The sequence below is a fragment of the Streptococcus hyointestinalis genome, assembly GCF_041225505.1.
In the GTDB taxonomy this organism is placed as follows: Bacteria; Bacillota; Bacilli; order Lactobacillales; family Streptococcaceae; genus Streptococcus; species Streptococcus hyointestinalis_B.
This window is the reverse complement of record NZ_JBCLSK010000017.1, coordinates 1-22,005: the sequence shown is the minus strand read 5'-3', so window position 1 is coordinate 22,005 and position 22,005 is coordinate 1. Positions and strand designations below refer to the sequence as shown.

The 22,005-nt window shown below is 44.9% G+C and carries 17 protein-coding genes and 1 pseudogene; 15 read left to right on the top strand and 3 right to left on the bottom strand.

Annotation, left to right across the window (positions count from 1 at the left end; genetic code table 11):
- Positions 1–28 precede the first annotated feature (28 nt).
- From AALA56_RS05600 to AALA56_RS05590, 3 genes are all read right to left on the bottom strand, one after another.
- Positions 29–1,636: a glycoside hydrolase family 13 protein gene (locus AALA56_RS05600; protein WP_369909134.1), complete on the bottom strand. Its 1,608-nt coding sequence runs from the start codon at positions 1,634–1,636 to the stop codon at positions 29–31.
- A 147-nt stretch (positions 1,637–1,783) separates the two neighbouring features.
- Complete coding sequence (locus tag AALA56_RS05595) at positions 1,784–2,800, bottom strand: YeiH family protein (RefSeq protein ID WP_369909133.1); 1,017 nt, start codon at positions 2,798–2,800, stop codon at positions 1,784–1,786.
- Positions 2,801–2,897: 97 nt separating this feature from the next.
- Positions 2,898–3,893, bottom strand: coding sequence for a LacI family DNA-binding transcriptional regulator (locus tag AALA56_RS05590; RefSeq protein WP_369909132.1), 996 nt, complete (start codon positions 3,891–3,893; stop codon positions 2,898–2,900).
- A 174-nt stretch (positions 3,894–4,067) separates the two neighbouring features.
- Between AALA56_RS05590 and AALA56_RS05585 the strand changes: the two genes are divergently transcribed.
- The 15 genes and pseudogenes from AALA56_RS05585 (at position 4,068) to AALA56_RS05515 (ending at position 21,860) form a co-directional block, all read left to right on the top strand.
- The gene (locus tag AALA56_RS05585; RefSeq protein WP_369909131.1) at positions 4,068–5,240 is read left to right on the top strand and encodes a galactokinase; all 1,173 of its coding nucleotides are present in this window, start codon (positions 4,068–4,070) and stop codon (positions 5,238–5,240) included.
- A gap of 10 nt (positions 5,241–5,250) precedes the next feature.
- Positions 5,251–6,726 (top strand): UDP-glucose--hexose-1-phosphate uridylyltransferase, encoded by a 1,476-nt coding sequence (gene galT, locus AALA56_RS05580; RefSeq protein ID WP_369909130.1) that lies wholly within the window; start codon positions 5,251–5,253, stop codon positions 6,724–6,726.
- A 50-nt stretch (positions 6,727–6,776) separates the two neighbouring features.
- A complete protein-coding gene (gene galE, locus AALA56_RS05575; RefSeq protein WP_369909129.1) occupies positions 6,777–7,772 on the top strand; it encodes a UDP-glucose 4-epimerase GalE in 996 nt (331 codons plus the stop codon).
- A gap of 372 nt (positions 7,773–8,144) precedes the next feature.
- A complete protein-coding gene (locus AALA56_RS05570; protein ID WP_369909128.1) occupies positions 8,145–8,489 on the top strand; it encodes a thiol reductase thioredoxin in 345 nt (114 codons plus the stop codon).
- Between the two features lie 100 nt (positions 8,490–8,589).
- Complete coding sequence (gene yajC / locus AALA56_RS05565; RefSeq protein ID WP_369909127.1) at positions 8,590–8,949, top strand: preprotein translocase subunit YajC; 360 nt, start codon at positions 8,590–8,592, stop codon at positions 8,947–8,949.
- Between the two features lie 131 nt (positions 8,950–9,080).
- Positions 9,081–10,365, top strand: a pseudogene (locus AALA56_RS05560) (IS4 family transposase).
- Positions 10,366–10,636: 271 nt separating this feature from the next.
- Positions 10,637–11,386 carry an isoprenyl transferase gene (locus AALA56_RS05555; protein WP_369909145.1) on the top strand — a complete coding sequence of 250 codons (750 nt, stop codon included), beginning with the start codon at positions 10,637–10,639 and terminating at the stop codon, positions 11,384–11,386.
- An 11-nt stretch (positions 11,387–11,397) separates the two neighbouring features.
- The gene (locus AALA56_RS05550) at positions 11,398–12,192 is read left to right on the top strand and encodes a phosphatidate cytidylyltransferase (RefSeq protein WP_369909126.1); all 795 of its coding nucleotides are present in this window, start codon (positions 11,398–11,400) and stop codon (positions 12,190–12,192) included.
- Positions 12,193–12,226: 34 nt separating this feature from the next.
- Positions 12,227–13,486 carry an RIP metalloprotease RseP gene (rseP, locus tag AALA56_RS05545; protein ID WP_369909125.1) on the top strand — a complete coding sequence of 420 codons (1,260 nt, stop codon included), beginning with the start codon at positions 12,227–12,229 and terminating at the stop codon, positions 13,484–13,486.
- Between the two features lie 84 nt (positions 13,487–13,570).
- Positions 13,571–15,427 carry a proline--tRNA ligase gene (locus AALA56_RS05540; protein WP_369909124.1) on the top strand — a complete coding sequence of 619 codons (1,857 nt, stop codon included), beginning with the start codon at positions 13,571–13,573 and terminating at the stop codon, positions 15,425–15,427.
- A gap of 158 nt (positions 15,428–15,585) precedes the next feature.
- Positions 15,586–16,272: a glucosaminidase domain-containing protein gene (locus AALA56_RS05535; protein WP_369909123.1), complete on the top strand. Its 687-nt coding sequence runs from the start codon at positions 15,586–15,588 to the stop codon at positions 16,270–16,272.
- Positions 16,273–16,378: 106 nt separating this feature from the next.
- A complete protein-coding gene (locus AALA56_RS05530) occupies positions 16,379–20,779 on the top strand; it encodes a PolC-type DNA polymerase III (RefSeq protein ID WP_369909122.1) in 4,401 nt (1,466 codons plus the stop codon).
- An 11-nt stretch (positions 20,780–20,790) separates the two neighbouring features.
- Positions 20,791–20,952, top strand: a complete 162-nt coding sequence (locus AALA56_RS05525; RefSeq protein WP_369909121.1) for a hypothetical protein — start codon at positions 20,791–20,793, stop codon at positions 20,950–20,952.
- Entirely contained in the window at positions 20,933–21,361 is a 429-nt protein-coding gene (locus tag AALA56_RS05520; RefSeq protein ID WP_369909120.1) for a MarR family winged helix-turn-helix transcriptional regulator, read from the top strand. The genes AALA56_RS05525 and AALA56_RS05520 overlap by 20 nt, the downstream gene beginning before the upstream one ends.
- Before the next feature lie 178 nt (positions 21,362–21,539).
- Complete coding sequence (locus tag AALA56_RS05515) at positions 21,540–21,860, top strand: GNAT family N-acetyltransferase (RefSeq protein WP_369909119.1); 321 nt, start codon at positions 21,540–21,542, stop codon at positions 21,858–21,860.
- Positions 21,861–22,005 lie beyond the last annotated feature (145 nt).

The following is a 22,005-nucleotide window of genomic DNA, read 5'->3' as shown; positions in this document are numbered from 1 at the left end:
CAGTGTCATAAGAGTGGTTTTTGATTTTTTAGTCCACCTCAAGACAAAAGGCATCCCAAGGTTCTAGGGTGAGTGTTTCAAGTGTTTGTGGGGTCTGGGTATTTGTGATGATGGTGTCTTTTATCGTGTAGTTGCTAGTAAAGCTTTGCGTCTCATCGGAGAGATTGACAAGGACGAGGTAAGTCTTATCAGCCGATTTTCTGAGGTAGGCAAAGACCTTGCTACTCGTCTCGAGCAGTTCATAGTCAGCGTCCACCAGCCAATCCTCCTCCTTGCGGAGCTTGATAAGGGCTTGGTAGGTGTAGAAGAGACTGTTTTTGTCAGCTAGGGCTTTAGCGACGTTGATGGTCTGGTAGTTAGGATTGACAGGTAGCCAAGGTTTAGCAGTTGAAAAGCATGCTTGCGGGCTATCATCCCACTGCATGGGCGTTCTGGCATTGTCACGGCTAATTTTGCGAATGCTCTTGATGATAGACTCTTCTGACTTGCCAGCTTGTTTGGCTTCAGCGATGAAGTTGCGAGATTCGATGTCCTCTATCTCAGAAAAGTCAGCCTTGAAAGGATAGTTGAGCATGCCGATTTCTTCGCCTTGATAGATGTAAGGTGTCCCACGCAAGAGGTGCAATAGAATGGCAAAGGCTTTGCCGGATTTGTCACGATAGGTTGTCTCATTCCCCCAGATGGAGAGGACACGAGGCAGGTCGTGATTGTTCCAAAAAAGAGAGTTCCAGCCCTCGGTAGGGTCAAGCTCAATCTGCCACTTGCTAAAGATAGCCTTGAGCCGTGGCACATCTAGGCTAGTAAAGTCCCACTTGGGGTGGTTGTCAAGGTGCTGCAATCCGATATGCTCAAACTGAAAGACCATGGAAAGCTCGTGGTTGTCTGGGTTTGAGTAGGCTTTGGCAATAGCAGGTGTCGCTCCCCAAGTCTCCCCAACGGTCAATAAATCCTTGTCTTTTAGGGTTGCTTGGTGCATTTCCTTCAGGTAGTCATGGAGCTTAGGTCCATTTGTCGTGATACCCTTATCTGGGACTTTGCCGATCATGTCAATAACGTCCATGCGAAAGCCACCGATACCCTTGTCAATCCAAAAATTCATCATGTCGTAGACCTTTTGGCGCAGGTCAGGATTTTCCCAGTTGAGGTCAGGCTGTTTCTTGCTAAAGAGGTGGAGATAGTACTGCTGGGACTTTTCATCGTATTGCCAAGCAGAGCCACCAAAGAGGGATTCGAGGTCATTGGGCTGGTCACGCCAGATGTAAAAATCACGCTCAGGGCTGTTTGGATTTTCCTTGGCTGTGACAAACCAAGCATGCTCATCAGAGGTGTGGTTGACTACCAAGTCCATGATGATACGAATACCACGGCGCTTTGCCTCTAGAAGCAGCTCATCCATATCACTCATATCCCCAAAGCACTCGGCAATCTTCTCATAATCGGAAATGTCATAGCCATTGTCATCCATAGGGCTCTGGTAAACGGGTGATAGCCAAATAGCAGAAATACCCAGCTCCTCTAGGTAATCCAGCTTTTGGATAATCCCTCGTAAATCACCGATACCATCGCCATTACTGTCCTTAAAACTCTTAGGGTAAATCTGGTAAATTGTCGCTTTTTGCCACCAATGCTTCATCAAATAGCATCCTCCTTCTAATTCTCCAAACTAGTATAGCGCTTTCGCAAAAGAAGTCAAGTGATTTATAGTGATTTATAAAGCTTTTCTGAAAGTTTTTAGTGGAGTGAGTTATAAAAAAATCATCCGAATCGTTCGGATGATTGTCTCTTACCAAATCCCCATAAAGTACTGCATGATGAGACTAGCTACACTGACGGCAACCCAGCAACAAGCACCAAGTCCGATAGCAGAGCCACCAGTTTTGATGAGCTTGACGATGTGGGTGTTTAGCCCGATAGCTGTCATTGCCATCACGATGAAGAATTTAGAAAGCAATTGCAAATAGTGGAAAATGCTCATATCCCAGTTCATGCTACTAAACAAGGTCGTAATCAATGAAGCGACGATGAAATAGATGATAAAGGTTGGAAAGACCTTAGAGAGTTTAAAGGTTTGGCTGCCACCTTGTCCTTTGTTGATTTTGTAGTAGCGATAAGTCGATAGGGCAAGGGTGATAGGAATAATCGCCAGTGTTCGTGTCAGTTTCACGATAGTGGCTTCGGCTAGGGTGTTACTGTTGTGGATAACGTCCCAAGCAGCAGAAGTTGCCGTTACAGATGAGGTGTCATTAACCGCTGTTCCTGAGAAAATGGCAAAACCGTGATTGCTAAGCCCTAGCCACTCACCAAGGCTAGGAAAGACCAGCGCTGCGATAAGGTTGAAAAAGAAAATAACCGAAATCGAAGTCGCTACATCATCATCACTTGCTTCGATAACAGGAGCCGTCGCAGCAATGGCAGAGCCTCCACAGATAGAAGACCCCACTCCAATAAGAGTCGCACTATCAGATGGCAGTTTAAAAGCTTTGGCTAAGAGATAAGCCACAATCAAAGCAACGCTGATGGTCACGATGATGATAGGTAGAGATTGCGCTCCTACACGCAAAACCTGTGTCATGTTTAGCCCAAACCCTAAAAAGACAACTGCTGTTTGCAGTAGATATTTAGACGTAAAGGCAATTCCTTCAGCCGTTTTGTCTCGGTTAGTGTAGCCCATACCAATGGCAATCCCCATCAATAAACCAAAAACAGGGGCACCGATAACTGGGAAATAATTTCCCAAAATCCAAGCAACGACTGAGATTAAAAGGCAAACGCCGATTCCTGGCGCATAACGACGAACCATGAATACCTCCTAAATGAATGAGAAATTTATGATAAACAAAACACTACTATTATAATCCCTTTTGCAAGGAAAGTAAACAAAAAAGCGATATCTTTTTTCAAAGTGTGCTGCCACGTTTGATTAGTCTCGTGGAAAGTCTTGTCATGCTAGAGATGTCATCGTTTTCGTGGATTTGTTTGCATAGGATATCAAGGGCACAAGCGCCCATTTTTTCCGTGTGAACCCGCACGCTTGAGAGCGTTGGAAAGACCTGCTGTGTGAGACTAGTATCGTTAAAGGAGATGAGCTCAACATCATCTGGAACAGAGAGCTTGTGCTCTTGCAATGCTCTGAGGCTGCCGACAGCCAGCGTATCGTTAGCGATAAAAAACGCCTTTGGCAATTTGTCGCCTAAACTTGTGATAGCTTGTGTCATCAGCGTGTAGCCTGCTTGGCTGGAAAATTCGCCAGTGAAAATCGCTTCAGGATTGTAGCAGCCTTTTTCCTTAGTATAGCGCTCAAAGGTAGCTAGTCTAGGGTCAGGGACAAGCTCTTCTTGGTCGGTTGTCATCTCTTTTCCAGCTATCATGCCAATGGTCTTAGAGTGTGTCAGCAGACAATCAATAGCTTGACGCACACCATTATCAAAGTCAGAGGTCACACAGGAATAGCCAAGAGACAAGGTATCACTATCAATAAAGACGAGTTGCTTGGTAAAAGTTTCAAGCTCTCTAATCTGCTCACGACTGAACTTGCCAATAGCGATAATACCGTCAATATCATCAGGAATCTCTGAAAAATCATTGTGAAAGTAGCGGAGCAGCTGGTGTTGCATCTCCTGTGCTCGCTTCTCAAGACCCAGACGAATGGCATAGTAGTAAAGGTCATTGAGTTCTTCTTGTTTGCTGTACCACTGTACAAGAGCGATTTTAAGTGTAGCTGGGGAGTCGTTTTGTACCTTGCGGTGCTTGGTGTAGCCAAGCTCCTTTGTTGCTTGTAGGATATTTTGCCTGGTTTGTTGACTGACAGATAAGGTCTTGTCTTGGTTAAGAACACGTGAGACGGTGGCAGGTGAGACACCAACACGCATTGCAATATCTTTTAAGGTTACCATCATATTCTCTTTTCTACTTAGTCTCTACTATTATAGCATGCTCATAATAGAGAAAGCAAGAAAAGTTTACTAAAGTTTTACTAAAATAAAATTGACTTTTACTAACTGAAGGTATACAATACAAGTGAAGAAACAAATAAAGGGCTTTCATTTTAGAAAGTAGAGGTGACCAGAATGAAAACAGAAGAGTTAAAACACGCTTTTTATACGACTTTTGGTGAAGAAGCCGACGCTCTCTTTTTCTCGCCAGGGCGTATCAATCTCATTGGCGAACACACAGACTATAACGGCGGACATGTCTTTCCAGCAGCTATTACCCTAGGGACTTATGGCGCTGCTAAAAAGCGTTCTGATAGAACGCTACGCTTTTACTCAGCCAACTTTGAGGAGGCTGGTATCATTGAGGTGTCACTAGACCATTTGACCTTTGATAAGGCAGATAGCTGGACCAATTACGCCAAAGGCGTCTTGAAGTTTTTGCAGGAAGCTGGGCATAAGATTGACAGTGGTATGGATGTCTTTATTTATGGCAATATCCCTAACGGCTCAGGCTTGTCGTCCTCTGCTTCTTTGGAGCTTTTGATTGGTATCATAGCTGAGGAGCTGTTTGACCTTGAGGTGACTCGTCTTGATTTGGTCAAGATTGGCAAGCAAACGGAAAATGACTTTATCGGTGTCAATTCTGGTATTATGGATCAATTTGCCATCGGTATGGGAGCTGATAATAAAGCCATCTATCTGGATACCAACACCCTAGACTATGACCTTGTTCCCCTTGATTTGGGTGATAATATTATTGTCATCATGAATACCAATAAACGCCGTGAGCTGGCGGACTCCAAGTACAATGAGCGTCGAAGTGAATGCGAAACAGCTCTAGGTGAGTTGCAAACCAAACTTGCGATTAAGACTTTAGGTGACTTGGACCTTGAGACTTTTGATGAGTACAGCTATTTGATTAAGGAGGAAAACCGTATCAAACGTGCCCGTCACGCTGTCTCTGAAAATCAGCGCACGCTTGAGGCACGCAAGGCTTTAGAAGCTGGCAATCTCGAGCGGTTTGGTCGCTTGATGAATGCTTCACATGTGTCTTTAGAGCATGATTATGAGGTGACAGGACTTGAGCTTGATACCTTGGTGCATACGGCTTGGCAGCAAGAAGGTGTCCTCGGTGCTCGTATGACCGGTGCAGGCTTTGGAGGTTGTGGTATTGCCATCGTTGAAAAAGATAAGGTAGAAGACTTTAAAACAGCAGTTGGCAAGCGCTACGTTGAGGTTGTCGGCTACGCTCCAGACTTCTATGTCGCTGAAATCGCAAGTGGCTCTAAAGTTTTGTCTCATAAATAGAGGTGATTAGATGAAAACTGTTTTACAAGCTTTTGTAGACCAAGTCATTGCAAATAGTCGTTTTGATGAGCTAGACCGTATCTATCTAAATAATCGTATTATGTCTTTGGTAGGTGAAGAGGGTGTGACGGCAGAAGCAAAAAGTGGTGAGTTGATTGTCCTCAAAGAACAGCTAGTAGCCGTTGCTTATCACAATGGTAAGGTAGGTGACAGTTTTGCTGAGCAGGACTGTCTAGGGACTACTCTTATGGACTTTATCACCCCTTGTCCGAGCCAAGTCAATCATGACTTTTGGAAGACCTATGGAGACTCCCCAAAACAAGCAATCGCAGACTTCTATCAACTTAGCAAGCGTAATGACTATATCAAAACAAAGGCAATCGCTAAAAATATCGCCTATAGCACAAAAACAGCCTATGGAGACTTAGAGATTACCATCAATCTCTCAAAACCTGAAAAAGATCCTAAGGCAATCGCTAAAGCTAGAGAACTCCCCCAATCAGACTATCCTAAATGTCAGCTCTGCATGGAAAACGAAGGCTATCAAGGAAGAATCAATCACCCAGCTAGAGCTAATCATCGCATTATTCGTTTTGACCTAGAGGGAGAGACTTGGGGCTTTCAGTATTCTCCTTACGCTTACTTTAATGAGCATGCGATTTTTCTCTGCGGCAAACACACACCAATGCAGATTAGTCAAGTGACTTTTGAGCGTTTGCTAGCAATTGTCGAGCGTTTTCCTGATTATTTTGCAGGAAGCAATGCAGATTTGCCTATTGTCGGTGGCTCGATTTTGACACACGAGCATTATCAGGGCGGGCGCCACACCTTTCCTATGGAAAAGGCAGAGATAGAGCACTCTTTTGTTGTGAAGGGATTTGACAAGGTAGAGGCGGGTGTAGTAAAATGGCCTATGACCGTTATTCGTCTTAAAAGTCGACAAAAAAAGGAAATTATCTCCTTAGCAACCAAGATTTTTTTAGCGTGGCAATCTTACTCAGATAAGAGCGTTGGCGTTTTAGCTAGGTCACATGGTGAATCTCATCATACAGTAACACCCATTGCTAGAAAAAAAGGAGATGTTTTTGAGCTGGACTTGGTGCTGCGTGATAACCAAACGTCAGAGCAATACCCAGACGGTATCTACCACCCACATCCAGATGTTCAGCACATCAAAAAGGAAAATATCGGACTGATTGAGGTCATGGGCTTAGCCATATTGCCGCCCCGTCTCAAAGAAGAGCTAGAAGAGGTGGAAAAGTATCTCTTGGATGAACCCCACCAGATGGCAGCCTACCATAGAGAGTGGGCAAAAGCCATCAAAGAAACTCACCCTGATGTGACAAGAGATGAGGTAGTAGAGCTTGTCCATGAAGCTGTTGGTTTGGTTTTTGCTCGTGTGCTTGAGGATGCAGGTGTCTATAAGCGTGATACTAAAGGGCAAAAAGCTTTGCTGCGTTTTATTGATAGCTTAGGCTTAGAATAAGGGTTGAAAGATAGAAAGGATAAGCGCTACAGGTAGCGCAAGGGATGCTTATGGCAATTTTAGTCTTAGGTGGTGCGGGCTACATCGGCTCACACATGGTGGATCGTTTGATTGAAAAGGGAGATGAAGAGGTGGTTGTCGTTGACAACCTTGTGACTGGTCACAGACAGGCTGTTCACGAAAAGGCACGTTTTTACGAGGGAGATATCGCTGATAAGGACTTTATGCGCAAGGTCTTTAGCGAAAATCCAGAGATTGATGCTATTATCCACTTTGCTGCTTTTTCACTTGTCGCTGAGTCTGTCGCTGAGCCGCTCAAGTACTTTGACAATAACACAGCCGGTATGATTAGCCTGCTTGAGGTCATGCATGAGTTTGATGTGAAAAAGATTGTCTTTTCATCAACTGCAGCAACTTATGGTATCCCAGAGGAGGTTCCAGTCCCTGAGACGGCTCCGCAAAAACCAATCAACCCTTACGGTGAGAGCAAGCTCATGATGGAAACCATCATGAAATGGACAGACCAAGCCTACGGTATCAAGTTTGTAGCGCTGCGCTACTTTAACGTAGCAGGAGCTAAGCCAGCCGGTTCTATCGGTGAGGATCACGGGCCAGAGACGCACTTACTTCCTATCGTTTTACAGGTGGCGCAAGGCAAGCGTGAGAAGCTCATGATTTTTGGCGATGACTATCAGACACCAGACGGGACAAATGTCCGTGACTACGTGCACCCATTTGACCTTGCTGACGCTCACCTTCTTGCTGTCGACTATCTAAGAGCTGGTAAGCCATCAACAGCCTTCAACCTTGGCTCATCGACTGGATTTTCAAATCTCCAAATCGTTGAGGCAGCTCGCCGTGTGACAGGAGCCGCTATTCCTATGGAAATCGCAGAGCGTCGCCCTGGCGACCCAGATACCCTCGTTGCTTCTTCTCAAAAAGCAAGAGAAGTCCTTGGCTGGAAACCTGTTTTTGACGACATTGACAAAATCATCGAAACCGCTTGGGCATGGCACTCTAGCCACCCAAATGGCTATGAAGACTGATTAAAAGAAGTTGGGATAAGAGTGAACTGCAGCTCAAAAGTTAGACATACTAGTCTTATGCTTGGGGTGCAGTTTGTCGTTTTTAGCTCCTATATTTTATGAGCCCTATGTTCCAGACGCAGTGGTTGAGTGGGCTCTAATACGTTGATAAATCAACTTTTATAGCCCTATTCAACTTGTGCGGAGGTGTTAAAAAGGTTCGGGGAAACCTTTTTAATCGGGAAATAGCACTTACGAAGTAAGTGTCTAAACTTTGTATCGAATTTCTACGAAATTACCGATTTTTGTCTCACTCTCTTTGCGTAGCGATTAGTTGCCTTTTTAGGCTAAAAAAGGTATCATGAAAGCACTAAAAACCAAAGGAGAACAACTATGACATTTGATGAAGCTATTAAACAGATGACAGAAGTGCGCATTGCTGACTTAGAAGGAGCATTCACAAAAGGTGAGGACGTGATTGCCTTTATCGGGCGTCCAACTTGTCCATACTGCCAACTCTTTGCTCCAAAACTTGCCCAAGTTATCAGTGAAACAGGCGCTAAGGTCAGCTACCTAGAGAGCGATAACATCGAGGATGCTAATGCTATTGCTGCTTTTCGTGACGCCAACACTATCCCAACAGTGCCAGCTCTTTTAGTGGCTAAAGCTGGTGAGGTGCGTGTGGTGTGTGACTCATCACTTAGCCCAGAAGCAATCAAAGATTTTATCGGCGAATAGCTGTTAGAACTTGCTAGAAGCCAAGAATTTTGATATAGTATAATGGCTCTTAGAAAACGAAGGTTCGTTTTTTAGTAAATGACAGATTAGAGGAGACATTATGCCAGCAATAATTATGATTGTGCTGATGGTGGCTATGATTTGGTTCATGCAACGTAGCCAGAAAAAGCAAGCACAACAACGTCAAGAACAATTAAACGCTATCCAACCAGGTGATGAAGTTGTCACTATCGGTGGGCTTTATGGTAAAATTGACGAAGTTGATCGTGACGCTCAAAAGATGGTTCTTGACATCGAAGGGGTTTACCTCACTTTTGAGATTGCAGCGATTAAGCGTGTCGTTTCAAAAAAGGAAACAGCAAGTGAAGAATCAACAAGCATACCTGCTATCGAAACAACGGACTCTGCTGTGTCAAGTGATGATGACAAAACAGACGAAGCTGTAGACACAAAAGACTAAGCTTTTTAGAGCTATGACATAAAAAGAGACTAGATATTCTAAATGTCATTAAGTTAAGGATTTCGGAAGTTCGTAAATCGAACTTTCGAAATCCTTTTTTTGCTATACTTAGGCTAAAGGAGGTGGTTTTAATGCCAAATCAAGTAAGGAAGCAATTGCGAAATAGTATTACTACTGTGATGGGGCAAGATAGGAGAAGTTTGCTCTCTAAACCTTCAGATTTTACTCGAAATCGAGAATTATCTCTTGAAAACGTAGTAAATTTAGTTCTCAGAATGGGTGGAAAATCTCTTTCAAAAGAATTGTTAGATGCTAATATTTGGGTAACGGAATCTGCTTTTGTACAAGCTCGCTATAAAATTAAACCCACTGCTTTCTATAAAATATTTAAAGAATTCACATCAAAAATTCCTATTCCTGATTCTATCCCTATTCTAGCGGCAGATGGTAGTGACGTGAATATCCCTAGAAATTCTAAAGATGAGGGGACTTCTTTTCAAGTTGGCGAAGGAAATAAGTCGTATAACCTGATTCATCTTAATGCATTTTATGACTTAAACACAGGTATTTATACTGATGTAAGAGTGCAGGATAAAAGAAAGGCGGATGAGCGGCAGGCAGTCATTGAAATGATGGAGGTTTCTCCCTTTTGAAACAGCTCTTGTGATAATGGACAGGGGATATGAAAGCTACAATCTCATGGCACATTTCGAGGAAAAAGGATGGAAATACATTATTCGTGTTAAGAGTGGAAAGAAATCTTTTGCATCTAGATTTCATTTACCAGATGTTCCAATTGAGGAAGAGGTGACCATCAAATTGTCTAAGAATCAAACAAACAAGATGAAATATCTCTACAAACTTAATCCAGAAAATTACCGATTTGTACCAAATAACTCTAGATTTGATTTCCTACCGGACTCTGTCGATTATGGAGGTAATCCTCAATTTTATGAACTAGATTTTCGGATTTTAAAGATTCCTATAGGGGAAGGAAACTATGAGGTCCTCGTTACAAATTCAGACCTACCTTTTGAAGATATTAAAAAACTCTATACCCGTAGATGGGGCATAGAGACAAGTTTTAGGGACCTAAAATATAGTATAGGCCTCGTTAATTTTCATGCAAAGAAGAAGGAGGGTGTTCTTCAGGAAATTTATGCACGTTTTACAGAGTTTAACTTCTGTAGATAGATCACAATGAAAATTAGTGATACCATGTCCAGCTTAGAAAACTACCAAATCTGCTTTTCTGATGCTGTTTATGCCTGCAAACAATTTCTAAAAAACAAGCTCACTTCTTCTCAGTTGAAAACTTACATAGAGAGACATTTGTCAATCATCCGTCCAGGTCGAACCTTTAAGAGGCGACTGAGAAATCAATCAGTAGTAAGCTTCACCTATAGAGTATCATAATTTTTTAAAAAAAGGTCACAAAAACCTTTATTTGGCATGCACAAAAAGACCACTTTTGAAAGTCTGATGTAATTATGAGCTTTCAAATGTGGTCTTATTTTAGATTCTAGGTCTTAACTTAATGACATTGTAGATATTCTAGTCTCTTTTTTGTAAGTAAACAGCTAAACACGCTAAAAACGTTTAATATTGTGCCTAAATATGGTAAAATAAGGGAATAAGAAATTTTGTCTTTTTAGAACAAAGCTAAAAAGATCGGTTAAGGATTATGATGTTTACGTTTAAGAAAAAACAAACAGCGACGACGCTGGAAAAAATTCCCAACCACATCGGTATCATCATGGATGGTAACGGTCGTTGGGCTAAAAAACGCTTACAACCACGTGTCTTTGGGCACAAAGCAGGTATGGATGCGCTGCAGGATGTCACTATCGCAGCGTCTGACCTTGGTGTCAAGGTGCTCACAGTCTACGCCTTTTCAACGGAAAATTGGTCACGACCAGATGACGAGGTGTCTTTTATCATGAATCTCCCTGTCGAGTTTTTTGATAAATACGTGCCAAAGCTCCATGAAAACAATGTGCGTGTCCAAGTGATTGGCGAGCTTGCGCGTTTGCCTGAGGCAACACTTGATGCTATGAACCGAGCTATTGCAAAGACCAAGCACAACTCTGGTTTGGTGCTTAACTTCGCCCTCAACTACGGTGGACGAAGTGAGCTGGTTGAGGCGACCAAGCAAATCGCCCAAGCAGTACAAAAGGGCGAGCTTGACCCAGCTACTATCAATGAAAACACGATTGCCAGTCACCTTATGACTAGCGAGCTGCCTTACCTGTACCGAGATCCCGATCTCATCATCAGAACAAGCGGTGAGTTGCGTCTTAGCAATTTCTTGCCTTGGCAGTCTGCTTACAGTGAATTTTACTTTACAAAGACCTTGTGGCCTGATTTCAAACGAGATGGGCTTTATGAGGCAATCAAAGAATACAATCAACGCCAACGCCGATTTGGTGGTGTTTAAGGAGTTATTTTATGAAAGAACGCATTATCTGGGGTGCGATAGCACTGGCTATTTTTCTACCTTTTCTCTATTTTGGTGGTTTGCCGTTTCAGCTTTTAATCGGTATTCTTGCTATGATTGGAGTGTCTGAATTGCTCAAAATGCGCCGTTTAGAAATTTTTTCATTTGAAGGGGTGCTTGCCATGTTAGCAGCCTTTGTGCTAACGGTGCCACTGGACAACTACCTAGGCTTTTTGCCAGTGGACGCTAGCTTTTCAGCTTACAGTATCCTTGTCCTTTTGATATTGGCAGGCACTGTCCTTAATAGCAGTCGCTACTCTTTTGAGGAGACAGCTTTTCCGATTGCAGCGAGTCTTTATGTGGGGATTGGTTTTCAAAACCTCATCAATGCCCGTATTGCAGGCTTTGACAAGGTGCTCTTAGCCCTCTTTATCGTCTGGGCTACAGATAGCGGTGCTTACTTTATCGGACGCAGGTTTGGTCAGCACAAGCTTTTACCTGCTGTGTCGCCCAATAAAACGATTGAAGGTAGTCTAGGTGGTATCTTGTCTGCTGTGGTGGTGGCTTTTGTCTTTATGCTGGTGGACAAGTCTGTCTACGCTCCACACAATTTTATCGTCATGCTGTTTTTAGTGGTGCTCTTTAGTATCTTTGGGCAGTTTGGGGATTTGGTGGAGAGCAGTATCAAGCGCCGCTACGGTGTCAAGGACTCTGGTAAGCTCATTCCTGGGCACGGCGGTATCTTAGACCGCTTTGATAGCATGATTTTTGTCTTTCCGATTATGCACTTCTTTGGCTTATTCTAGTCTTTGAAGGGAAGTCTATAAAGAAAGGAATGCTATGTTAGGAATTATCACTTTCATCATCATCTTTGGGATTATCGTCATTGTACACGAGTTTGGGCATTTCTATTTTGCTAAAAAATCTGGTATCTTAGTGCGTGAGTTTTCTATCGGCATGGGACCAAAGATTTTTGCCCATCGTGGTCAAGACGGAACGACCTACACGCTACGTATCTTGCCACTAGGTGGTTATGTGCGTATGGCAGGTTGGGGTGATGATACAACCGAGATTAAGACAGGAAGCCCAGCTAGTCTCACGCTAAATAGTGAGGGCATTGTGACTTGTATCGACCTCTCTCAAAAAACGTCCAATATGAATAGCCTGCCGATGAATGTCACAAGCTATGACTTGGAGGATAAGCTTGTCATCACTGGGCTAGTCATGGATGAGACCAAGACCTATCCAGTCGACCATGATGCTACTATCATCGAGGAGGACGGCACAGAGCTGAGGATTGCTCCACTTGATGTGCAGTATCAAAATGCTAGCGTCTGGGGGCGTCTCATCACCAATTTTGCAGGTCCCATGAACAACTTTATCCTGGGGGCTGTTGTCTTTGTCCTACTAGCCTTTGTCGCTGGTGGTGTATCTGACTACTCGAGCAATCACTTCCGTGTGACCTCAGACGGAGCTATGTATCAAGCAGGTGTGCGTGACAATGACCAGATTTTAAAAATTGGAAGTAAAAAGGTCACCAACTGGGAGAGCTTGGTTGAGGCTGTGGACAGCTCAACAGATGGACTCACAGAAGGTCAGACCATCGCAGTCACTGTCAAGTCTCACAATAAAACAAAGACCCTCAACATCACACCTAAAAAGCAAAATGGCTCCTATATGATTGGTGTTCAGCCAGCTCTCAAGACAAGTCTGACCGATAAAATCTTTGGTGGGCTCAAGCAGGCTTGGGACAGTGCCTTTCTCATCCTCAACAGTCTAAGAGGCTTGATTACAAACTTTAGCCTCAATAAGCTAGGAGGTCCTGTTGCTATGTATCAGATGAGCAATCAAGCAGCCAGCGCAGGCTTTGAGACTGTCCTGCAGCTCCTTGGTATGCTCTCTATCAACCTTGGGATTATGAACCTCATTCCGATACCTGCTCTTGACGGTGGTAAGATTGTCATCAATATCTTAGAAGCCATCAGACGTAAGCCCCTTCGTCAGGAGACAGAGACTTACATCACTCTAGCAGGTGCGGCTTTCATGGTTATCCTAATGATAGCTGTCACATGGAATGACATCATGCGTGCCTTTTTCTAGAAAGATATCAAACGAACAAGCTAATCTAGCTTGTTCCTATTTTGAAAAAAAGAAAGGAAGTCGCTTTTGCGACTAGTGTAGACAATGAAACAATCAAAAATGCTTATTCCAACCCTTCGTGATATGCCAAGTGATGCACAGGTCATCAGCCACGCTCTCATGCTAAGAGCAGGTTATGTCCGTCAAGTGTCTGCGGGAATTTACGCTTACCTGCCATTAGCACAGCGCACCCTTGAGAAGTTCAAGGCAATCATGCGTGAAGAGTTTGAAAAGATTGGTGCGGTTGAAATGCTAGCACCAGCGCTTTTGACAGCTGACCTTTGGCGTGAGTCAGGGCGTTATGAGACCTATGGTGAGGACCTCTACAAGCTCAAAAACCGTGACGGTTCAGACTTTATCCTAGGTCCAACGCATGAGGAGACCTTTACCAGCCTTATCCGTGACGCTATCACGTCTTATAAGCAATTGCCGATGAATGTCTATCAAATCCAGCCAAAATACCGTGATGAAAAGCGTCCACGTAATGGTTTGCTGCGTACACGTGAGTTCATCATGAAAGACGGCTATAGCTTCCACCAAAGCTATGAGGATTTGGATGTAACTTACGAGGACTATCGTAAAGCTTATGAGAATATCTTTACCCGTGCTGGGCTTGATTTCCGTGGCATTATCGGCGATGGTGGTGCTATGGGTGGCAAGGACAGCCAAGAGTTTATGGCGATTACACCAGACCGCACAGACCTTAACCACTGGTTAGTGCTTGACAAGTCTATCACGTCTATCCACGACATTCCAGAGGATGTCCTAGAGGAGATTAAGGCGGAGCTATCGTCATGGCTAGTCTCTGGTGAGGACACGATTGCCTACTCTACAGAGTCAGGCTACGCTGCCAACCTTGAGATGGCGACAAATGCCTTTGAAGTGTCTAACAAAGTTCAAGCTCAAGACGATGTCGTAAAAGTGGAAACACCAAACTGCAAGAGCATTGACGACGTGGCTGCTTTCTTGCAAGTTGAGGAAGAGCAAACCGTCAAAACCCTGCTCTTTATGGCAGACGGTGAGCCGGTTGTCGTGCTACTTGTTGGTAATGACCAAGTCAACGACATCAAACTGAAAAACCATCTCGGAGCCAACTTCCTCGAGCCAGCGACAGAAGCGGATGCTAACCGTGTCTTTGGTGCCAACTTTGGTTCCCTTGGTCCTGTCGGCTTGGCAGATGATGTGCGTATCATCGCTGACCGCAAGGTGCAAAATGTGGCAAATGTCGTTGTCGGAGCCAACGAAGACGGCTACCATTTGACAGGTGTCAACCCTGAGCGTGACTTCACAGCCGAGTATGTGGATGTGCGTGAGGTGAGAGAAGGTGAGGTTGCACCAGACGGTAAGGGTGTCCTCAAGTTTGCACGAGGTATTGAGATTGGGCATATCTTTAAGCTCGGTACTCGCTACTCTGAGAGCATGGGCGCTACGATTTTGGATGAAAATGGTCGCTCTATCCCTATCATCATGGGTAGCTACGGTATCGGCGTTAGCCGTATCTTGTCTGCGGTCATTGAGCAGTACGCTCGTCTCTTTGTGACCAAGACCCCTAAAGGCGCTTACCGCTACTCATGGGGGATTAACTTTCCAGAAGAGCTAGCACCATTTGATGTTCACTTGATTACAGTCAATGTCAAAGATGAAGAAGCGGTGAAATTGACAGACGAGATTGAAGCAGAGTTGGTAGCTCAAGGCTACGAAGTCCTTACAGACGACCGTAATGAGCGTGTCGGCTCAAAATTCTCAGACAGTGACTTGATTGGTCTGCCTATCCGTGTGACGGTTGGTAAGAAAGCTGCTGAAGGCATTGTCGAAGTCAAGCTAAAAGCCACAGGTGACACCATCGAGGTCAACAGTGAAAATCTCATTGAAACCCTTGAAATTTTAACCAAAAAAGACTAATAATCCCATCTCCCAAGACATTTCTTGGGAGATTTTGAGTTATGAGACTTTTTTATCTCAATCCTCTAACACTTTGATGACAAGCTTCTTTATCCTTGAGTTGTGCTATTTTACTATGCTATAATGGCAGTAGTATTAGTAGGTAGAAGGAAAGTTCAATGCGAAAATCATTTGTGGTACGTCTGGTCAGCGCTGTGGCTATTTTAGGGGTGGGTGTAGCCTTGGTCAAATCTTATAGTTCAAGTGGCACACAAGCAAAGGCAGAGACAGGGACGATTGTGTCTAGCACACGTAGTTTTATTGATGCTATTGCGCCAACAGCACGGCAGATTGGGCAAGAATACGACTTGTATGCGTCTGTTTTGATTGCGCAAGCTGTTTTAGAGTCTAGTAATGGGGAGTCAGCTCTTTCCCAAAGCCCTTATTACAACCTTTTTGGCATTAAGGGTAGTTATAATGGCTCTCAAGTGACCATGACGACTTGGGAGGATGATGGCAGTGGGAACACTTATCAGGTCAATGCAGCCTTTCGGGCTTATCCTAGCTATGCGGCGTCCCTTTACGATTATGCAAGTGTCCTCAACTCAGATTACTATGCAGGCGTCCACAAGTCCAATACCTCATCTTATCTTGATGCGACAGCCTCTCTGACTGGCACCTATGCGACTGATACCTGCTACGCTACAAAGCTCAATCAAATCATCGCAACCTATGGCTTAACCGCTTATGATACGGTGGACCTTGGCACAGGTAGTTATGCTAGTGGTCAAGTCTGGAACAGCTATCGAGGCAGCTATACTGACCAAGCCACCCTAGATGAGGATACCGCTTGGGCAAATCGTTAAAAGAGTTAGGACAAAAGTTCCTAGCTTCTTTTCATGTTTCGTCTTTTCATCGAAAAAGCTTCGCTTTTATGATAAAATAATGGAGAGAAAGACCAAGGAGAGTGTCATGTCGGAATTATTTAAGCAACTAATGGAACAGATAGAGATGCCACTTGAGATGAGACAGTCAAGTGCTTTTTCATCTGCTGATATTCGTGAGGTCAAAGTGCATGCTATCTCACGTCTGTGGGAGTTTCACTTTGTCTTTGATGGGATTTTGCCTATTGAGATCTATCGTGAGTTGCATGATCGCTTGACGTCAACCTTTAAAAAGGCGGACATCACAGCGACTTTTGATATTGCAGCACGGCATATTGAACTGTCTGATGAGCTACTAGCGGCTTATTATGAGGAGGCATTTGTACACTCTCTTTGCGATAGCGCAAACTTTAGAAGCTCTTTTTCGGGTTTGTCTATCCATTATGATGGGCAGAAGGTTCAGATTTTTTGCCCAGACTTTGTCAATAACGACCATTTTCGCAAGAACCATATCCCAAATCTCACAAAACAGTTTGCTTTGTTTGGCTTTGGTGAGTTGACTTTTGAGCTGATTTCGGATGACGAAAAGACCAAGGAACTGCAGATGTCTTATGAGACAAATCGTGAGCAGTTGATGGAAAAAGCGACACAAGAAGTCACAAAAGCGTTAGAATCGCAAAAGTCATTGGAGGCTTCTATGCCACCTGATGATGCGCAAAAGCCAGCTTATGATTTCAAAGAACGTGCCCAAAAGCGTCAGGCACAGTTTGACAAAGCAGACATTACACCGATGATTGAGGTGACGACTGAGGAAAATCGGATTGTCTTTGAGGGGCTGGTCTTTGATGTAGAGCACAGGACAACTCGCACAGGACGTCATATTATTAGCTTCAAGATGACCGACTATACCTCCTCTTTTGCCATGCAACGTTGGGCAAAGGACGATGAGGAACTCGCCAAGTTTGATATGATTGCTAAAGGCGCTTGGTTGCGTGTGCGTGGTAATATCGAGCACAATCAATGGACCAAGGTTCTGACCATGAATGTTCAAGATGTCAAGACCATTGTGCATAATGAGCGCAAGGACTTGATGCCAGAAGGCAAGAAGCGTGTGGAGTTTCATGCCCACACCAACATGTCTACCATGGACGCTCTGCCTACTGTTGAGGACTTGATTGACAAGGCAGCCAAATGGGGACATCCAGCTATTGCTATCACTGACCATGCCAATGTCCAGTCCTTTCCGCACGGCTATCATAAGGCGAAAAAGGCTGGTATCAAGGCGATTTTTGGCTTAGAGGCCAACATCGTTGAAGCTATGGTGCCTATCGCTTACAATGAAGTGCCCATGGATCTTCACGAGGCGACCTATGTGGTCTTTGACGTGGAGACGACAGGACTCTCTGCGATCAATAACGACCTCATCCAAATCGCTGCCTCAAAGATGTACAAGGGCAATATCATCGAGCAGTTTGACGAGTTTATCGACCCTGGACACCCTCTGTCTGCCTTTACGACAGAGCTGACAGGGATTACGGACAATCACGTCAAGGGGGCAAAGCCCTTACTTCAAGTCTTGCAAGAGTTTCAAGACTTTTGCCGTGATACAGTTCTTGTCGCCCACAATGCCACCTTTGACGTTGGCTTTATGAATGCTAACTATGAACGACAAGGTCTGCCAACCATCACGCAGCCAGTGATTGATACCTTGGAGTTTGCTAGAAATCTCTACCCTGAGTACAAGCGCTACGGTCTAGGAGCTTTGACCAAGCGTTTCCAAGTGTCGCTGGAGCACCACCACATGGCAAACTACGATGCCGAAGCCACTGGGCGCCTGCTCTTTATCTTCCTCAAGGAAGCCAGAGAAAATCGTGGGGTTAATGACCTTGCAGAGCTCAACACAAAGCTGGTCTCTAAGGACTCCTACAAGAAAGCACGGGTCAAGCATGCGACCATCTATGTGCAAAATCAGACGGGCTTAAAAAATATCTTTAAGCTGGTCAGCCTCTCAAATGTCAAGTATTTTGAAGGAGTGGCTCGTATTCCACGTCCTGTGCTGGATGAGTACCGTGAGGGACTCTTAATCGGCAGTGCCTGCTCAGAAGGAGAGGTCTTTGACACCGTTCTCTCGCAAGGTGTGGACGCTGCGGTTGAGGTGGCTCGCTATTATGACATGATTGAGGTCATGCCGCCAGTCATTTATCAGCCCTTGGTGGCACGTGAGCTGATCAAGGACGAGGAGGGCATTTATCAGGTTATTCGTGATGTTATTGAGGTGGCAAGGCGAGCTGGAAAGCCTGTTCTTGCGACGGGAAATGTCCACTACCTAGAGCCTGAGGATGAGATTTACCGTGAGATTATCGTCAGAAGTCTCGGTCAAGGGGCAATGATTAACCGCAATATCGGGCGTGGTGAGCATGCCAAGCCCGCACCGTTACCAAAAGCCCACTTTAGAACGACCAATGAGATGTTAGATGATTTTTCTTTCCTCGGTGAGGAGCTGGCTTATGAGATTGTCGTGACTAATACGCAAGCTTTTGCTGAGCGCTTTGAGGAGGTTGAGGTGGTCAAAAAAGACCTCTATACACCTTTCATCCCACGGGCTGAGGAGCAGGTCGCTGAGATGACCTACCAGCGTGCCTTTGAGCTTTACGGCAATCCACTTCCAGATATTATTGACCTGCGGATTGAAAAAGAGCTGGCGTCTATTTTGGGAAATGGCTTTGCCGTGATTTATCTAGCGTCGCAGATGTTGGTGCAGCGCTCCAATGAGCGTGGTTATCTGGTAGGCTCTCGTGGGTCTGTCGGCTCAAGCTTTGTTGCGACCATGATTGGTATCACCGAGGTCAATCCTATGCCACCGCACTATGTCTGCCCGTCTTGTAGACACTCTGAGTTTATCACAGACGGCTCTGTCGGCTCAGGCTTTGACTTGCCCAATAAAAACTGCCCAGAATGCGGCACGCTCTATAAAAAAGATGGACAGGACATTCCCTTTGAGACCTTCCTTGGCTTTGACGGAGACAAGGTGCCCGATATCGACCTTAACTTCTCTGGAGATGACCAACCGCATGCGCACTTGGATGTGCGTGATATTTTCGGTGAAAAGTATGCCTTTCGAGCAGGGACTGTTGGTACAGTTGCCGACAGGACGGCTTACGGTTTTGTCAAGGGCTATGAGCGTGACTATAGCAAGTTCTACCCAGAAGCAGAAGTGGATCGTCTGGCTCTAGGAGCGTCTGGTGTCAAGCGCAGCACCGGTCAGCACCCAGGAGGAATCGTTGTTATTCCTAACTACATGGATGTTTATGACTTTACACCGGTGCAGTACCCAGCCGATGACCTTTCTGCCGAGTGGCAGACGACCCACTTTAACTTCCACGATATTGATGAGAATGTCCTTAAGCTTGATATTCTGGGGCATGATGACCCGACCATGATTCGTAAATTGCAGGACTTGTCTGGCATTGACCCGCAGACTATCCCAGCCGATGACCCTGAGGTCATGAAGCTTTTTTCAGGGACAGAGGTGCTTGGCGTAACAGAAGAGCAGATTGGTACCTCGACAGGTATGCTTGGTATCCCAGAGTTTGGGACAAACTTTGTGCGTGGCATGGTGGATGAGACCCACCCAACCACCTTTGCGGAGCTTTTGCAGCTATCTGGTCTTTCTCACGGAACAGACGTCTGGCTTGGCAATGCTCAAGATTTGATTAAAGACGGCATTGCGACCTTATCAACTGTGATTGGCTGTCGTGACGACATCATGGTTTATCTCATGCACGCAGGGCTTGAGCCCAAGATGGCATTTACCATTATGGAACGTGTGCGTAAAGGGCTCTGGCTCAAGATCTCTGAAGAAGAGCGCAACGGCTACATTGCAGCCATGCGGGAAAACAACGTTCCTGACTGGTACATCGAGTCTTGTGGAAAGATTAAGTACATGTTTCCCAAAGCCCATGCGGCAGCCTACGTCATGATGGCGCTTCGTGTGGCTTACTTCAAGGTACATCATCCGATTTTCTACTACTGTGCTTACTTCTCCATTCGGGCTAAAGCTTTTGAGCTCAAGACCATGAGTGCAGGGCTTGAAGCGGTGAAGCGCCGTATGGAGGACGTCAAGGAAAAGAAACGCAACAACGAAGCGTCCAATGTTGAAAATGATTTGTTTACCACCTTGGAGCTGGTCAATGAAATGCTGGAGCGTGGCTACAAGTTTGGTCAGCTGGACCTCTATCGTAGCGACGCCACAGAGTTTCTCATTGACGGTGATACTCTTATCCCACCTTTTGTTGCTCTTGATGGACTGGGTGAAAACGTTGCAAAACAGCTGGTCGCAGCCAGAAGTGAGGGCGAGTTTCTCTCCAAGATGGAACTCAGAAAACGAGGCGGTCTGTCCTCTACACTCGTTGACAAGATGGACGAGATGGGTATCCTAGGCAATCTCCCAGAAGATAACCAGCTCAGTCTATTTGATGATTTCTTTTAAGGAGGCAAGACATGAAATTAAGCATTCAAACAGACAATAAGCACACAGACAAACACTTTACCTACAACTTAGAACTCTCTAGTATCAATATCGCAGCTATCACGCTGACGGCGTGCGCTTCGATGTTGACCGCACACTGGGTATCTACACACTATGCCAAAATTCAAAAATAATGCCGTCAAGGCTATGGTCGTCATGCGAAAAGCTTTTCGGACGGTTGATAGCAAGACCTCAGAGACCTTTAGAAGTCTTGGCTTGACGCCGACACAGTTCTCCGTTCTAGATGTCCTCTATGCTAAGGGCGAGATGACTATCGGTCAGCTGGTGGATAACATCCTAGCCACCTCTGGCAATATGACCCTTGTCCTCAACAACATGGAGAAAAACGGCTGGATTAAGCGGCAAAAGAGCTCCTGTGATGGGCGTGCCTTTACCATCAGTCTGACAGATAAAGGCACTGAGCTTATCGAGAAAGCTCTGCCCGCCCACATCAGCCGTATTGAGGAGGTTTTTGCTGTCCTCAGTGAGGACGAGCAGGAGCAGCTCATAAGCCTGCTAAAAAAATTCCGCCAAGCACGTTGAAAACCTCTTTATCTTGCATAAATTTTCATATCTGCTATACTAAAGATAAATGAAAAAGAAGGACAGAATCATGTGGACCATTAAGCCATTTGAAGAGTTGACGACCAAAGAACTATTTGATATTTATTATCTAAGGACTGCCGTTTTTGTGGTGGAGCAGGAGTCCTACTAGCAAGAAGTGGACGAAACAGACTTAAAGAGCCTTCATGTTTGCTTGACCAAGGCTGGTGAGCTGGTTGCTTATTGTCACCTCATCCCAGACCAAGACTCCACCCACCTTGGACGTGTGGTCGTGCCAAAGGCACATCGTAAGGACGGCTACGGACGAGACCTGATGCAAACAGCCCTTGACTATTGCAAGGAGCATTTCCCAAATCTTCCTGTCCACGCCCAAGCGCAAAGCTACCTCCAAAACTTCTACGCCTCCTTTGGCTTTGAGCCAATCTCAGACGTGTACCTCGAAGACGACATTCCTCATCTTGATATGATTAAAAAGTAATAACCATAAGGTTGTTGCTTTTTTTGAGTATATAATTAAAAAAGAATATACCCGTGGTGCTAGTTGACTTCAAAATACAATAAAAGGCCCAAAAGGACTATACTGTAAGTGTTCAAACAAACAGGAGGTTAGTCCAAATGAGCCA